The organism is Rhizobium sp. BK376 (genome assembly GCF_004341625.1).
Classification (GTDB): Bacteria; Pseudomonadota; Alphaproteobacteria; order Rhizobiales; family Rhizobiaceae; genus Rhizobium.
The window spans coordinates 1-14,580 of sequence record NZ_SLZG01000050.1 but is presented as its reverse complement, the minus strand read 5'-3'; the positions used below and the strand labels follow the sequence as shown (position 1 = coordinate 14,580).

The following is a 14,580-nucleotide window of genomic DNA, read 5'->3' as shown; positions in this document are numbered from 1 at the left end:
TGGTCTTCCGGGGCGCGCCCCGGAAGACCAGCGGCCGCAGCACCTGGGGAAGATTCAAACGGCACTATTGGGGAGTATTGCTCCGGTACTGACACTGTGGCCTGGTACTAGCACAAAGCGCAACTGCGCACGCATCTCACCCATTCCGGACGCTGACACGGCGGTCCGAAGAGATTGATCGATGCATCGAAGATTTCAACGAAATCCATTCGCATTGAGTCTTGAAGATGATTTCCCCAAGGAGTTCATCAAAGTATCATTTCGGTAGGCGACCTGACCGACAAAATAGGGCTCTGGGGGGCGCTCAGGCGGTGACAGCACAAAGTTGTGGATGGATAGGCGCTAAGCGGACTGGCCTGTACGTTTAATGCTTATCGGAGTATGGCCTAGGTGCCGGAAGTATGGTTGGAACAGGCCAAGCGATTATAACGAGTGGATATCCGCACTAGCATTTCTGTAAGCACGAGAGATGCACCTTGTGCCTGCTACAGCAACGGCAGCGGCATTTCCAAAACTGTCGATTAGTTCAAAGTGCATAAAGGGCTTGGCTGGATTATGAACATTGTAAGCGAGACGGCTGAACGCATTGCGGTGATCGGCCTGGGATATGTTGGCCTCCCTGTCGCAATGGCTCTCAGCAACGCTTTCTCCGATATCGTTGGTTTTGACATAGATAGCCGGCGAGTAGAGCATCTTCGCTCAGGTGCAGACGCAACTGAGCAGTTTTCCGGCGATCTGTTGGCTAGTACTAAGCTCAAGCTTACAGACAACCCGAAAGATCTTACTGGGCGAACGTGCTTTATCGTGACGGTGCCGACGCCGATTGATAGCAATCGTCAACCGAACTTAAATCCGCTTCAGTCGGCTTGCGAAATCATCGGCTCAGTATTGCGGCCGGGTAGTCTGATTATTTTCGAAAGCACCGTATATCCCGGCCTTACGGAAGACATCTGCGGGCCGTGGTTGGCTCAATATTCTGGACTGAGGCAGGGCGTAGATTTTCAGCTTGGATACAGTCCTGAGCGTATTAATCCTGGTGATACGGCACGAACGATCGAAAAGATAACGAAGATCGTAGCTGGGCAAGACGAGAAGACGTTAGAGCGAGTTGCTGCCCTCTATGGCCCCGTTATTTCCGCTGGTCTTCACATGGCACCCTCTATCAAGGTTGCAGAAGCGGCGAAGGTTATTGAGAATACTCAGAGAGATCTCAACATCGCGTTGATGAACGAGCTTTCCATCATTTGCGAGCGGCTTGGCATTTCGACCAGCGCGGTTTTGGAAGCGGCAAAATCAAAATGGAATTTTCTGCCTTTTAAACCCGGCCTTGTGGGCGGTCACTGTATCGGGGTGGATCCCTACTACCTTACCGCGAAGGCTGAAGCGCTAGGATATCACCCTGAGGTTATCTTGGCCGGACGCCGAATCAATGACGGCATGGGCGCATTCGTAGCTCGAAAAATGGTAAAAATGTTGTCGCGAGGGGGGGTTGCTCTTTCGGAAGCGCGCGTAGGCATCCTCGGCCTAACTTTCAAAGAAGATGTACCCGATTTGCGTAACAGCAAGGTCGTTGACGTCATTACCGAGTTGGCAAGCTTCTCGATTTTGCCTTGGGTACATGATCCGCATGCGGATCCCGAGATGGCGTTTCACGAATATGGACTTAAGTTGGTTTCGATTGATGCCTTACACGATCTCGATGGTTTGATCATCGCTGTATCGCATCGCGTTTATAAGGAATTGCCGGTCGCCATGTTTGATAAGATGATGCGGCCGGGCGGCGTGATCATCGACGTGAAAGGCGAATTTCCACTAGTAGATAGGGGCGGCAATTACTGGGCTCTCTAATTCTGTCTGCAGTGAGACGGCCGAGTATGGTAGCGGCATGATGCATTGTTGAGCCTTGACGGCGACGTTTGCTAGTGCGACGTTTCCTTGGTTCGAATCATATCAGGCCTCGGCTAGCTTGTAGGACCATGTATGGATGATGGGGGTGGTTATTGACGTCGTCGATGCCGGCCATGATGCGTTCGCTGAGCTCGTGCTTTGAACTCACCCGGGTGTGGCGCAAAACCGAGCGGGTGAACTTTGAGAAGAAGCCTTCGATGAGGTTAAGCCAGGAGCCGTGTTTGGGCGTGAAGGTAAATTCGAAGCGGCCTGCCGGTTGCTTGGCCAGTCAGGCTTTGGTTTCCTTCGAGATGTGTGCGGAATGATTGTCGAGGATCAACCTGATCGCGGTGCCGGACGGATAGGCCACATCGAGGAGTTTCATGAATTCGATAAACTCGCGGCTGCGGTGGCGGTCCTTGACGAGCGCGTGGACCTTGCCTGTCAGCAGGTCAATTCCAGCCAATAGGCTGAGCGTGCCATGACGCAGGCGACGAGGTGTCGGCGAAATCGGCGCTTGGCAAGGCAATCTCCTACACGCTCAACCACTGGGCCGGCCTGACAGCCTTCCTTGACGACGGCCGGATCGAAGTGGACTCCAACGTAGTCGAGCGTTCCATGAAATCCGTGGCTCTGACGAGAAAAAACTCGTTGTTCGTGGGGAGTGCCGGTGGTGGCAAGACCTTCGCGGTCCTGGCATCGCTCGTCAACACCTGTAAACTGAACGGCGTGGACCCCGACGTCTGGCTTGCCGATGTGCTGGAGCGCATCATCTCCGGCAAAGTGAAAGCCAACGAGATGGAGAGCCTTTTGCCTTGGACCTGGAAGGCGGAGCGCGAAGCTATGACACCGCAGGAGCGACAAGCGGCATGACACAGAACAGCCAGGAGATGACGCCGCGACCGAAGCTCGATGACGACGCATTCGAAGCCTTTATCAGGAGACGTCGTCCGCCATCGCCTATCTGGTCAATGAGCAGTCTCGATGGTTATCTTACGGCCCTCATCATCGGCCCGAAGTTCATCGACCCACGCCAATGGATCCCGGAATTGACCGGCCCGGATGCCCTAAACCTGCCGATGGAAACAACCGAGCATCGGGCCGTGCAGACCATCGTTGCGGAGTATAATCGGATATCTGCAAGCCTTTCCGAAACACCGAAAGACCACCGGCCAAGGTTCACCCAGATAGACGATCAGACCCTTGATCCATTTGATTGGGACATCTGCTTTCTCATTGGAACACGACACGCGCCAAGGCTTTGGCAGCCTGTCCTTCGAGGTCATGCCGTCACTGGGGATATCATTGCGCCGATCCGCAAGCTCGGCGAGGTAAAACGGAAAGCGACCCATCAGGATGCTGCTGCCGTCGCCGAAGCGCTCGTCAACATCAGAACCTACTTTATGCCGAAGCGGACAAAGCAGAAGTTCTGATTGAGAGCCAGAAGCCGATTTGGTCAATTACGAAAGCTGTGGGATGTTCGTTGCGCTCACTCGTCACGACGTTCCAGATAGTAGCGCACCTTGTGGGGCTTGATTTGCTCCTGGCCAAGAAGCTTGCTCACCGTGCCTTGAACCAGACGGGCCAGACAGGGATGTCCGGCTCCCGGTCCGTGCTCGCGCGCATGGCGGGCCAAAAGCCGCGTCGTCCACAGTTCGTGTGGATAGCCATGCTCCCCGGCCTTGTCGCACGCCAAGACACCAGCCAAGCTTTGGCTTCCGGCGTGATCAGCGGCTCTTTGCCCGGCCGCGGCCGATCGTCGAGTGCTGCAAGCCGGCCATAGCTCTCGGCGCGCTCAATGCAGCGCTGGACAGTCTGATGATGGACGCCAAGTCTTCGCGCAACGGCAAAGAACGACGGGTTGTCATGGTAGGCCAACAGCATAGCGGCCCGCGATACCCGGCTCGCCGGCTCGCTTCGAGATCGCGAAAGTGCCGTCAACGTTTCAGTCTCTTGCTCGCTCATCGCCAACGCGATGACCCGTCGCCTCGGTGCCATGACCAATTTCCTTGTTTGATTAGTCTCAAACCAGGAATCCACCAACGCTTTGCAGGTTCCACAAAATGCCGAATTCAAGGAAACGATCGTCTAGGGAATGCAGTCATCCCGTATTAAAGACGTCGATCCGTCACTGAGAGGCGTTGGGATTTAGTTGTCAGTTCTCTTCAACGAAATGACGAACCTGATTCAGCAATTCATCCTTGTTGTAACTATGCCCCATGTCCCATTCCTTAAGGTCAATCTTGCATGTCGGACATGCGGCTTGCATCTGCGCTACTGCCGCTCTGGCATGCTGTGGCGGCGCCTCCTTGTCCGATTTTCCCAAATTAACAATGATTTGCGCAGATCTTACAGAAGATAAAACAGACTTCGGCGAACGGCTAAGGTAGCCGGAGTCGTTCTGAGACGGTGGCCCACCAAAGCATTTTTCAAGCTCCGGCCGATGATCTGGGCGTTCCCAATACCATTTTTCCAAATCGTATATCGGAGCCCAAACACTGGCTGATTGGACCAGGCCGGGAAAAGTTCCCAACGTCAACAACGCATGCATACCACCGCCTGAGACGCCGACTAGCGTAACAGGTAACTTGCCGTGGCGGTCTTCCGCATCAAGTATGACATTGTGAATTCGTTCGAGAGAGTTACGCGACCCGCAGGTATTTGCGTTGGAGCCGCCGCTGCCATTAAAATTTGGTGAGATGATACAGGCGTTTGGGACGTTTACTAGTTCTTGTTCTCCCGTGATTTGATTCATCTCAGCCGACCATGTGTGTAGCCACACGATCAAATTCTTAGGCGTTCCATTGCACTTCTCAAGGTATGGTTCCTGATCGGCCATCATCGGTTTGAAACCTGGCGCCGGATCGACCATCGGGCCAAGATAATCCCTGCCCATATCCATGCTGGCCGCCATCGCCATATAGATCTCGGCCTCCTGATCGGGGCCTATAGGTGCCCATATGGGCTTCCCGACATTGCCGGCGACCGCCTCCAATTGATGATAGAAAGGCTTGAGGCTGAAGCCGGTGAAAGTGGCGGTAGTCACAAAAATTGCAGCAAGCAAACAAGCCGCCAAGGCGGCAAGGTATCTGTATCCCGCTACGTCTCGCCAGTATCGTTCGACTAGCCAGCACGACAAACCCAGAACTATTATCGGGAGATAGAGCGACCAAATTCTGGCGTGGATCTGGTACCAGAAATAGTGACCGTGGAGATAGTCCACCTTTAGCGAAATCAGATACCCGATTGGAAGCGTCAACATCCAAAGTACCAGTAACGCTAAACTTTCGGTTTTCCCGTTGATGTTGACGGCATCGAACCAGGACGGGAGCCGCTTGCGAAGCCAGAGGCGAGCATAAAGTGCGCTAAGGATACAAATGATTACTACGGCCAATGCCGCCGATCCTGCCACCACATGTACGCTACTCCAATCCGGCAAAACGACGTTCCAGAGTGATTCACGCCAGACAAATATAAGGGTGCCGGCAACGATCCAGGGAAGAATTGATACCTGAAAAAGCATCCTCGGACGAAAGACCAGATCTATGATGATTAGATTGGCCAACAAAATCATCGCCATGCTTTGATGGAGAAATATCAGCGCGGTCGCCAAGATATAGGAGGCCACCACCCAGCCATGCCAACGCCACGCAAATATGAGCAGCGTGACTAGCAGTAGTGTCGAACGGGGGGTGAACCCAAAAACTGAAAACTGACTGCCAGGATTGATCGCAAATAGAACGATATTTTGTAAGACTCTGCCCTTGTTGAAGGGATCAAAAAAAAGAAAGTTCCCCGGATTTTCTGATGGCTGAATAAGCGATGATATGCCGAGTATGGAGATTGCCAGCGCGACCGAAATCATGAGTTCCGGGCGCCGCACCAATCCTACGCCCAAAAGCAGGGCGATAAGAGCAACTGCTGTTTGAATAGCGGTGGATCTGATAAAAATTTTACCGATGCGTCTTGAGTACTGAACGAGGTCACCGCCTACGTCGATTGGTTGACGCTCCGCAAGGAGACCGGTTAGGAGTGAACTAAGATAGTAGTTCTTTCTGTAATCGACACGCATCTTGTATCGCAATTGGCTTTCGGCGTCAGCACCGTGATCGGCACTGGCTTGCAGCAACTGCACGTCTAGTTTGTCGGCGCTCTCGGGATGCGTGAGTTGTACGCCCGTCAAATAAAGCCAGATATTATCGTCGCTTCCCCGGAGATCGTTGACGCCAACCCGGGCAAAGCAGGCAGAGAAGATCAGCAATATAAATATTGCGGCTACTAATCGAGGAATTCGCGAGCTGGAGAAATTCGGCTTCGACGACGTAATCATGAAGTTGTCACTATGCAGATTCCAAGAATAACAAATAAACAACCAAGCATATAGCGCATGCTCAACACCTCTCCGAAGTGCCACCAACTAAGCAGGGGTACGAGAATGAAAGCCAATGACAGGACCGCATACGAGCGCCCCAGCGGCGCGAATTGCAATACCCAAGTCCACGCCAATTGGAGCGAACTTGACAGCGCCAAACCAGCCAAAAAGGGGACTAGGAAATGAGTATCAAATAGGCTGCCACCGCTGCGGTAACTTGATGCCGCGATCTTCATCAGCACCTGCGCTGATGAAATGCCAATGCAAAGTAGGACCAGTAAAGAGTTTATCAGCAGCGGGGACATCTACATACCCGAGTTCATCATTGGACAAGTTCAAGCAAATGATCCGCGCAACCGAAAACAGAAAAGACCGTTGACTTGTTTAGTTTAGGCATTTGCGATGTAGAGCCTGTTCAGGCCATAGACGAAAGAGTTGATCGATACCTTCTTAAACCCCGTCTGATTCAATATGCCGATGATCTCTTTCGAACTCATCCCCATCTTTTCAGCGTCATCGACTTCACGATGTTTGTCTTCGCTGTACCACCAGATCGCATGACCGATAGTTCCCACAAAAGGGCCAATCATGGTCACGAGAAGCTGCCCACCCGGGCGCAACAGCCGGCGTGCCTCTTGAAGTGCTTCAACACGGTTTGTGATGTGATTGATACAGGCGACAAAGCAGATTGTATCGAAGCTGTTATCGTCGAACGGCAGATCTGCCGCGTTCTCGATTAGCGTACATTGGCCGTTCCAATCTTCGATATCAACGCCCACGCTTGCCTGGGCATCTTCGCTCGAGACACCTAGCGCCGGAGCAAGATCCCGGTACAATCTGCAGAGCATATTATCTCCTGCCCCGACGTCCAATACCCGCCCGCGAAGGCGCGGAAGAATGGCGGCAAAGCGCTCCGCTCGCAGAGAGGTCAAGTGAAGCCGCTCACTTGCCATGTCGGGCAGCAATATCATTCGAAGCGGGGAGCCCAGGAAGTCGTAGACGCTTTGCAGAGCCGTTTTAGGGCGGTTAAGCGACCAGGACGGCGGAAACTCCGAGCCAAAAGCTAGATCGTTATGCATCCTCACGTCTCTTTTTCAGCCAGGGGAGAAGCAATGACGTCGATGTCGCGGCGGAGCTGCGACAAGCGCATCTGACTTATCTGATCCGCCAAAAGCCCAACACATAGCAGTAACAGACCCGCCAGCACTGAGATAACGGCAAGTGCCGGAACGCCCTTGTTAACTAAAATCAAGATTATGGCAGCGTAAAGAAAACCACCGGCCAGTAGCGGCAATCCCAAGCCCATAAAAATTCGCAATGGGCTGAACAGCATCACCGTTCGCAGAATAATGATCAATGCATTGAAACCGTGTACGAGGCGTACCTTGCTTTGACCAATACGAGGTTTCATCGAAACAGAGTGGAATTCTACAGTGTAACCTCTTTCGGCCATGATCATCGTACTGGTTGTGCTTGCGCTATATCCATCGGGCAAGATCGCCAGATATGGCAAAATTGCAGCACGCCGGAAGACACGCAGCCCGCAATTCAGATCGTGCCCCATCCGAAGCCCCAGCATCCTGGCTGTCATTCTTAGCACTGCCTTGCCTACAGTCCTGACATGTGTAACTGCTCGGCGTGACCGGCTGCCTATGACTGCCGCCAGAGAAGAGACGATAAGCCTCTCCGTCATGGCCGCCAGATCCTCTACGCGCATCTCTCCGTCCGCATCGAACCAGGCTATATAGGGGCGGGAACTCGCTCTCATACCGGTCTTGAGGGCAGCGCCATAGCCACGATTGAAGAGATGGCGGATAAGCGTAACAGACCGGAACTGCGAGACTTTTTCACAAGTTCCGTCGCTTGAGCCATCATCCACGATAATGATTTCTGCGTCCGGCAATGCTTGCTCGAGTTCCTCCAGCATACTGCCAACGCCGTTCTCTTCATTGAATGCCGGGATTACGATTGAGAGTTCCTTCGATAAAGCTTTCCAGCTGACTGCCGTGGAACTGTCCAATTGATTTGTCACGAATTCATCCATACTGCATAAACTAGTAGTGCCCAGAGTAGATATCCGTGATTGAATTCGCACGCAAGGTGGTCGAGCCAAAGGCGCTTGATCTCTGCAGGACGAAATAGTGGTGCGAAAGCGTCGACTTCGTCGGAGAAATAGCGGTTCGCCAACGGCGCCAACGGTCCGCGAAGAAGTCGGGCTACCGGCACGTTAAAGCCTTGCTTTGCACCTTTCGCGACCATTTCGGGCGCGCCCAGCGACTTTAGCAAGTTTCGGGCTACCAGCTTGTTACCGCTTATACATCCCATCAGCAACGGTACATCCATTCGCCCGGCCAGATCCATGATCCGGCGGTCGAGGAAAGGGACCCTTACCTCGAGTCCGGCAGCCATGCTCATAGCATCAGTCTTCCGGAGCAGATCCCCAGGCAAATGGTAACGCTGGTCAGCCAGAAGAGCTCTGTCGGTGACCGACGCACTACCGTTCATGACCGAACGATATCGAGAAAACGCATCGGTCTGCGAAATCGCCTGCTTGAGATCGCTGCCGGCGATCGCATGAGTCGCCCATTCCGGGCCAAGTCGACGCCATCGGGTATGTGCGGCTTCGCCATGAGGCAGCGCTGTTATCAAGCGAGCGAGTGCCTCAGTAACAGGTAGTCGATGTTCGGAGGCGGGGCGCATACGCCAAAGCAGCCGGCCAAGACTGCGAGCTGCCACGTTCGGCACATAGCCTCCGAACTTGGCGGCAAATCGCGTCGCGCGATAGGTGGAATAGCCGCCCAGGAACTCGTCCGCACCATCGCCTGAAAGGGCAACCGTGACAGACTTGCGAACATGTCGCGCCAGAGGCAAAAATGCATAACCGCTAGAATCGAACAACTGCCCGTCGTAAGCCATTGCCATCGTGCGAAATATCTCAATCGGATTGTCGCTGCGTTCGACGGGAATAAGATGATGTGGCGAGCGCGTGCTAGCTGCCATCTGGCCGGCCAACGCGCTTTCATCATGCGACGCTTCATCAAAGCTCGCCGTGAACATCGGAACCTGACTGTCTTGCGGTAGCGATAAGCTGACCAGACTGCTGTCGACTCCTCCGCTCTGGAGAACTCCGATGGGCACATCACTTACAAGCATGTCGGATACGACGGTTTGAAGCGTAGCTCCCAAGGCTTCTGTCGCCTCATCAAGGCGGCGAATCTCCCCCGAACGCCTGGGTGCCCAAAACACCTTGCTTCGCCACCTGCCATTCTCATGGATCAGTAGCGTGCCCGGGGGCACTTGCCGGACATCTTCAAGCAGGCTGGAGTCCGGGGCCGTGTAACCCAAAGCGAGAAATTCCGACATTTTCCCTGGGTCAATTCGGCGCCTTACCGAAGAATCAGCGAGTATTCCCTTGATCTCACTTGCAAAGCGAACAGCCTGCCCATCCTCCTGGACAAATAATGGCTTTATGCCAATGGCATCTCTCGCCAACAGAAGCTTCTGTCGATCGCTATCCCATAGAGCAATGGCAAACATACCTTCCAGTCGGCTAAAGATGTCCTCACCCCAGGCTTGGTAGCCCAGCGGTATAATCTCCGTGTCGCAGGTAGTACGCCTTACCAGACCATAGTCACGAGATAGCTCAGCGGCTAGGCTGCCATCGTTATAGATCTCGCCGTTGAAGCTCACCCATATTTTGCCTGAAGGATCGGACATCGGCTGGTGGCCGTCAGGGCCAAGGCCGCGAATTGCCAGACGTCGGTGACCAAACCCAACGACACCGGCACTCCATATCCCTGCGTCATCAGGGCCGCGGTGTGCCAAACTATTGGTCATTTGTTCAACTAGGCTTCGATTGATCGTTGCCCCATCCAAACGAAGCATGCCTGCAATACCGCACATATTTTCGTTCTTCCCCTTCAATATCCGACGCAAGACACGTTGTGGCCCAGATTATCTGAATCCGATAGATGATATGGATTGCTTACGTCTGCGAGGTTCATTATCGATGTCCCTCAAATATGGAAAGTGATGTCTGAACCGATAGTCGTTGTGAAGACGGGCGAGCATTGTTGGCCCCAGGCTGGTGTTTTGGACTTTTCTTCGAAGATGACTGAGGTTCATTGTGAATGATGTTGCAAAAAAGACCATCGACGATTTCGGCGATCAATGGAGCATCTATAAGGAAAACGATGGCTTTTACGGTTCACAGGAACTTTTCAAAGATATCGTCGAACCACTTTTGACCCCTGAAGCTTTCGAGGATAAAACGGTTGCCGACATCGGGAGCGGCGCCGGCCGTATCGTAAACATGCTGGCTGCTGCCGGCGCTAAGAAAATATACGCTGTCGAACCCTCATCGAAGGCGTTCGCTACCTTAACGGACAATACTGCCGAATACGCGGATAGAATTATATACATCAACAAGCCGGGGTCTGAGCTACCGTCACTCAACCTCGATTACGTGATCTCGCTCGGAGTAATCCATCATATTCCTGATCCGGAACCTGTTCTTGCGGCCTGCTATGAAACTCTGCGTCCGAACGGAAAGTGTCTGATCTGGCTTTATGGTAAGGAAGGGAACGAACGGTATCTTTCAGTTGCCTTGCCGCTGCGGCGGCTGACGACGCATCTTCCGCACTATTTGTTGTCGACGATCTGCAGCGTCCTGAATATTTTCCTGTGGGTTTATATGATGGCATGTACCTTGCTGGAACTTCCGATGCGGAAATACCTACTGAATGTTATCCGCCCCATGTCGTTTTCCGCGCGGAAGCTTGTTATTTACGATCAGCTCAATCCCGCTTACGCGAAATATTACACGCAAGATGAGGCGATCGGATTAATGCGAAAAGCCGGGTTCCAAGACGTCAAAACGCATCATCGCCACGGATATAGCTGGACCGTACTAGGGACACGCCCACCGGATCCCGCGTAGTAGCAAAGAGTTGGTGAGTCTGTCGGGGCACGGCCCACATCACCGCACGATACTTCAGCGACCCGATCTGCGCGAAATCGAGATGATATAACCGAACCACGGTGCGCAGTTTCTAATTACAAATTTACGAATCATGGAGAACGTTGGATGAGATTTCAGTTTAAGCATCCTGTTAGCTTCATAGTCTCTCTATTGTTTCTGGCTTCACCAGCAGCGTTCGCAGCGCCAGTTGGCCAGAATCTTCCGGGTATCGACAGATCGCAAATGGCTCAAATTCTCATGGCTACCGAGAAGGCCAGCGATAATGCTGCCGCTGCCGTTTATCCGTCGTCCATGCTTTCATCGACATGGGTAACAGGTAATGCTGCGGGTGAACCGTATGTCTACATGACAACGGGCAAGCCGAATAAAATCATCCTCTATCTGCACTCGTGGACAGCAGATATGACGCAGATCGAGACTCCATTCGCCTCCGATCTGCTCAACATCCAGAACGCCATCTTCGTGGCGCCGAATTTCAACGGGCCAAACAACACGCCGGCGGCGCTTGGCAGTCAGGATACTTCCGATCGCATCAACACCGTTATTGAGGAAATCCGCTACAAGACGAACCTGACGCGGGTTTATCTTGTCGGGACATCCGGCGGAGGCATGGCGTCCCTGCTTCTACTGGGGCGCTATCCGAACCTTGTCTATCGTGCCTCTATCTGGTCTCCCTGCTATGATCTCGCTACCGCTTATGGCGAGACAGCAGATCCAAGCCTTAAGGCGGATATGATCGCCGCTATTGGAAGCGCTCCCACCGGTCCTGATGATCCTCGATATCTCGGCCGCTCGCCGCGATCTGTTCTCCAGAACTTCAATGGCAGTACAACAAAGGTCATCATCAATGTAGGGACCAAGGACACGACTTTCCCCAAGCACAATGGCTACGATGCAATGAACGCCATGTTAGCAGCATCGCCGGGGGCTGATGTTTCGGTCGTCGAATGGCCGATGGGGCATGAATTTCATGCCATCGATGTCTTGAAGCAACTTGTTCTAGAATAGGGGCGCTTGCCGAACCGGAGCGAGGCAAGCCAGGGGATGATGTGCGGTCCGCTCACCAGGTTGGATAACTATGCGACTCACAAGACGCCAAGGATCAAGGCCTGGCTCGCGCGCCGTTCACACTGGCATGTTCACTTCACGCCGACGTCGGCATCATGGATCAATCAGGTCGAGCGGTGGTTCGCAGAGTTGACACCAAAGCAGTTGCAGTGCGGCGTGCACCGCTCTACCGGCGGAATTGGAAGCCGACATCGACGCCTTCATCGAAACCCACAACGAAAACCCCACCCCCTACAAGTGGGGCAAACCCGCGCACCAAATCCTCGCCTCGGTAAAGCGCTTCTGCCAGAAGACAATGAACCGAACTTCAGATTCAGGTGACTAGGTTGACCGCAGAAATTAAATCGCTGTCGGCCCACTGAGCTTTGTCTTTCCCAGCAACATTAACGTGAGACGTCTCCCGGTTTTCAGAGCGGGATAGAGCATTCGGGATACTCTCGGGGATTTAAAGACCTGCGCGGTGATTCGGTTAAGGAAGCCAGAACCACTGCTCATAAGTGCCAAGCGGTTAAGACAGTCTGCACCGTAGTAGACTTCCCCCTCAATAATGAGAGCCATTCCCTCATCCAAGGGAATGCCTGCCTTCTCAAAGTCAGCAACCAAATCAGGAGTCTGTCGAGCATCAACCAAGGTCAGCGTGCCCAAAGCGCTCCGGATCCGTTGAAAAGCAACGAATTCGGAGCAGAACGGGCATTCACCGTCGTATACCACGACGTTCTTGCCGTCCCATTCAGCGGGAAACCGGGGCTCGAACTGGAAAGTCATAAGTTGCCTCGCCTACAGGTAGTCGTCGAACCTGTCCACTTTTATCTACGCTAACGCAGAAACTCTGGACTGCTAACCTATAGCTCTTCACGGATCTGATATCGAGCTTTGAGAAATCCTGGAAGAGCCATGGCGCCGACCAAATGTGATGAGGATAGATGTCGTATTTGACGTTGCCATTACGGTTAGCAAGATTAAGGGCCAAATGCTGCTGCCGCTGAAGCAAAATCGACAACCGAGTCCGATCTGCATCGCTTAGCGAAAAGCTCGTAACTTGGCCCGGGCAGTCTGAGGCTGCACTCCTCATTACATTCGCATCCGCTGTAGTTCCCCATGTTCCCGTCGGCAAAAAACCATTATACGGATGCGAAAAGCTCTGCTGGGCGACATCAATGGAACTATCGAGGAAAAAATTCGAAGGAACAGGAAGTATTCGGCCGTCCATGGTCACCGCCTCAAACTGCGACTCGTTCAGAGCTCCAGTATCATACCACGCGAGCGTAACTACGTGGAATGCTAGCGGTGCCGCGACAACTACGACGCATCCATAGAAACGAGTGGAAAAATCGACTGCATTTCGCTTTGCGAGTAGGGTAAAAGAAAATACAAACGCTGCGTTTAGGATAATCCATTTCCAGAAAAAGATCCCCGTCAACACGAAGATGCCAACATGCATTATATCGAAGAAGACTGTTAGCTTGGCGGCGCGTTTCATCGACAATAAGCAGACAAGTGCCAGCAACTGCCCGACCAGAACCGCGATATTGATCGGTTCATTGAGAAGCATCAGCAGGCGTGTAATCTCGAAATGGATACCCAATCCCTTCAACATATTCTGAATGGTAATAAATCCAATATCGCTGGCATGCAGCGAGAGAAAATAAGTCTTGTTCTCAAGTACCCATGTTAAGAGGCCACCATTTGGTAGGAAAAGCTTTCCGACGCCAGAATAGAAGTAATTAGAAAGATGAACAGCAGCGACGACAACTACGCTGGCGGAGCAATAATTTGTCAGATCTGCGGAAGTCGATAGATTGGAATTATTGTGTAATCGCCCGGCGACTCGCCAAACAGTCAACGCCGCGAGCATTAAGGCAAGAAGTACCGTCAAGTCGGGGACGATGATATAGTCTGCGGTACCCAGCGAACCCCAGTTCGTTTCCGCGGCGATGTGGGCCTTACTCCATTGCAAGGCAAGTGCCGGCCACATTACGAAGGACGGAACCCGGAATGCGATCAAGCCTACAACAATTGGCAACCAAACACTGTTTAGAATTTCGTTTGCAAAACCGGGATCGTAAGTCGCCCGGGTACCAAAGAGATAGAAAATGCAGCAGGCGTTTAAAGAGAAAACAATTGCGTTGAAGAACGCTGGCAACTCTCGAGACGTCCATCGGCCACCGCATAGGCTTAGAGTCTGACTCGAAAAGGGTTCAACGATAGCAATATCTTGCGAGCCGCCGCGTAAGGATGCGGATATGGGCGATGGTTATCCAGGCTTCGGCTG

At 52.9% G+C, this 14,580-nt stretch carries 12 protein-coding genes and 3 pseudogenes; 6 read left to right on the top strand and 9 right to left on the bottom strand.

Annotation, left to right across the window (positions count from 1 at the left end):
- Positions 1–555: 555 nt before the first annotated feature.
- On the top strand, positions 556–1,848 hold the full coding sequence (locus EV561_RS35430) for a nucleotide sugar dehydrogenase (RefSeq protein ID WP_132528544.1): 1,293 nt from the start codon (positions 556–558) through the stop codon (positions 1,846–1,848).
- Positions 1,849–1,945: 97 nt separating this feature from the next.
- Here EV561_RS35430 and EV561_RS38285 read toward each other — a convergent pair.
- Positions 1,946–2,377, bottom strand: a pseudogene (locus tag EV561_RS38285) (IS630 family transposase); the annotation flags it as partial.
- A gap of 2 nt (positions 2,378–2,379) precedes the next feature.
- Here EV561_RS38285 and EV561_RS35420 point away from each other — a divergent pair.
- Together EV561_RS35420 and EV561_RS35415 are read left to right on the top strand one after the other, a co-directional pair.
- Positions 2,380–2,760, top strand: a pseudogene (locus EV561_RS35420) (transposase); the annotation flags it as partial.
- The gene (locus EV561_RS35415; RefSeq protein ID WP_132528543.1) at positions 2,757–3,320 is read left to right on the top strand and encodes a UPF0149 family protein; all 564 of its coding nucleotides are present in this window, start codon (positions 2,757–2,759) and stop codon (positions 3,318–3,320) included. The pseudogene EV561_RS35420 and the gene EV561_RS35415, both read left to right, overlap by 4 nt.
- Positions 3,321–3,447: 127 nt before the next feature.
- Here EV561_RS35415 and EV561_RS35410 read toward each other — a convergent pair whose 3' ends face one another.
- From EV561_RS35410 to asnB, 6 genes are all read right to left on the bottom strand, one after another.
- The gene (locus EV561_RS35410; protein ID WP_132528542.1) at positions 3,448–3,885 is read right to left on the bottom strand and encodes a helix-turn-helix domain-containing protein; all 438 of its coding nucleotides are present in this window, start codon (positions 3,883–3,885) and stop codon (positions 3,448–3,450) included.
- A gap of 157 nt (positions 3,886–4,042) precedes the next feature.
- Positions 4,043–6,217: a prolyl oligopeptidase family serine peptidase gene (locus tag EV561_RS35405; RefSeq protein ID WP_132528541.1), complete on the bottom strand. Its 2,175-nt coding sequence runs from the start codon at positions 6,215–6,217 to the stop codon at positions 4,043–4,045.
- Entirely contained in the window at positions 6,214–6,564 is a 351-nt protein-coding gene (locus EV561_RS35400) for a 4-amino-4-deoxy-L-arabinose-phospho-UDP flippase (RefSeq protein ID WP_132528540.1), read from the bottom strand. Before EV561_RS35400 ends, EV561_RS35405 begins: the two co-directional genes overlap by 4 nt.
- Before the next feature lie 84 nt (positions 6,565–6,648).
- Positions 6,649–7,338 carry a methyltransferase domain-containing protein gene (locus tag EV561_RS35395; protein ID WP_132528539.1) on the bottom strand — a complete coding sequence of 230 codons (690 nt, stop codon included), beginning with the start codon at positions 7,336–7,338 and terminating at the stop codon, positions 6,649–6,651.
- A 2-nt stretch (positions 7,339–7,340) separates the two neighbouring features.
- Positions 7,341–8,291 (bottom strand): glycosyltransferase family 2 protein, encoded by a 951-nt coding sequence (locus tag EV561_RS35390; RefSeq protein WP_165928039.1) that lies wholly within the window; start codon positions 8,289–8,291, stop codon positions 7,341–7,343.
- Positions 8,288–10,162, bottom strand: a complete 1,875-nt coding sequence (asnB, locus tag EV561_RS35385) for an asparagine synthase (glutamine-hydrolyzing) (RefSeq protein ID WP_132528537.1) — start codon at positions 10,160–10,162, stop codon at positions 8,288–8,290. The genes EV561_RS35390 and asnB overlap by 4 nt, the downstream gene beginning before the upstream one ends.
- A 223-nt stretch (positions 10,163–10,385) precedes the next feature.
- Between asnB and EV561_RS35380 the strand changes: the two genes are divergently transcribed.
- The 3 genes and pseudogenes from EV561_RS35380 to EV561_RS35370 form a co-directional block, all read left to right on the top strand.
- Entirely contained in the window at positions 10,386–11,198 is an 813-nt protein-coding gene (locus tag EV561_RS35380) for a class I SAM-dependent methyltransferase (RefSeq protein WP_245513243.1), read from the top strand.
- A gap of 147 nt (positions 11,199–11,345) precedes the next feature.
- Positions 11,346–12,248, top strand: coding sequence for a prolyl oligopeptidase family serine peptidase (locus tag EV561_RS35375; protein ID WP_132528535.1), 903 nt, complete (start codon positions 11,346–11,348; stop codon positions 12,246–12,248).
- A 60-nt stretch (positions 12,249–12,308) separates the two neighbouring features.
- Positions 12,309–12,633, top strand: a pseudogene (locus tag EV561_RS35370) (IS630 family transposase); the annotation flags it as partial.
- 14 nt (positions 12,634–12,647) lie between these two features.
- Here the strand turns inward: EV561_RS35370 and EV561_RS35365 are convergent.
- A complete protein-coding gene (locus EV561_RS35365) occupies positions 12,648–13,073 on the bottom strand; it encodes a DCC1-like thiol-disulfide oxidoreductase family protein (protein ID WP_132528534.1) in 426 nt (141 codons plus the stop codon).
- A complete protein-coding gene (locus EV561_RS35360; RefSeq protein WP_132528533.1) occupies positions 13,039–14,451 on the bottom strand; it encodes a hypothetical protein in 1,413 nt (470 codons plus the stop codon). The genes EV561_RS35365 and EV561_RS35360 overlap by 35 nt, the downstream gene beginning before the upstream one ends.
- Between the last annotated feature and the right edge of the window lie 129 nt (positions 14,452–14,580).

What these genes read in the sequence shown, in the direction of transcription:
- EV561_RS35430 (WP_132528544.1), top strand. Translation starts at nt 556, where the DNA reads ATGAACATTGTAAGCGAGACGGCTGAACGCATTGCGGTGATCGGCCTG.
- EV561_RS35415 (WP_132528543.1), top strand. Translation starts at nt 2,757, where the DNA reads ATGACACAGAACAGCCAGGAGATGACGCCGCGACCGAAGCTCGATGAC.
- EV561_RS35410 (WP_132528542.1), bottom strand. Translation starts at nt 3,885, where the DNA reads ATGGCACCGAGGCGACGGGTCATCGCGTTGGCGATGAGCGAGCAAGAG.
- EV561_RS35405 (WP_132528541.1), bottom strand. Translation starts at nt 6,217, where the DNA reads ATGATTACGTCGTCGAAGCCGAATTTCTCCAGCTCGCGAATTCCTCGA.
- EV561_RS35400 (WP_132528540.1), bottom strand. Translation starts at nt 6,564, where the DNA reads ATGTCCCCGCTGCTGATAAACTCTTTACTGGTCCTACTTTGCATTGGC.
- EV561_RS35395 (WP_132528539.1), bottom strand. Translation starts at nt 7,338, where the DNA reads ATGCATAACGATCTAGCTTTTGGCTCGGAGTTTCCGCCGTCCTGGTCG.
- asnB (WP_132528537.1), bottom strand. Translation starts at nt 10,162, where the DNA reads ATGTGCGGTATTGCAGGCATGCTTCGTTTGGATGGGGCAACGATCAAT.
- EV561_RS35375 (WP_132528535.1), top strand. Translation starts at nt 11,346, where the DNA reads ATGAGATTTCAGTTTAAGCATCCTGTTAGCTTCATAGTCTCTCTATTG.
- EV561_RS35365 (WP_132528534.1), bottom strand. Translation starts at nt 13,073, where the DNA reads ATGACTTTCCAGTTCGAGCCCCGGTTTCCCGCTGAATGGGACGGCAAG.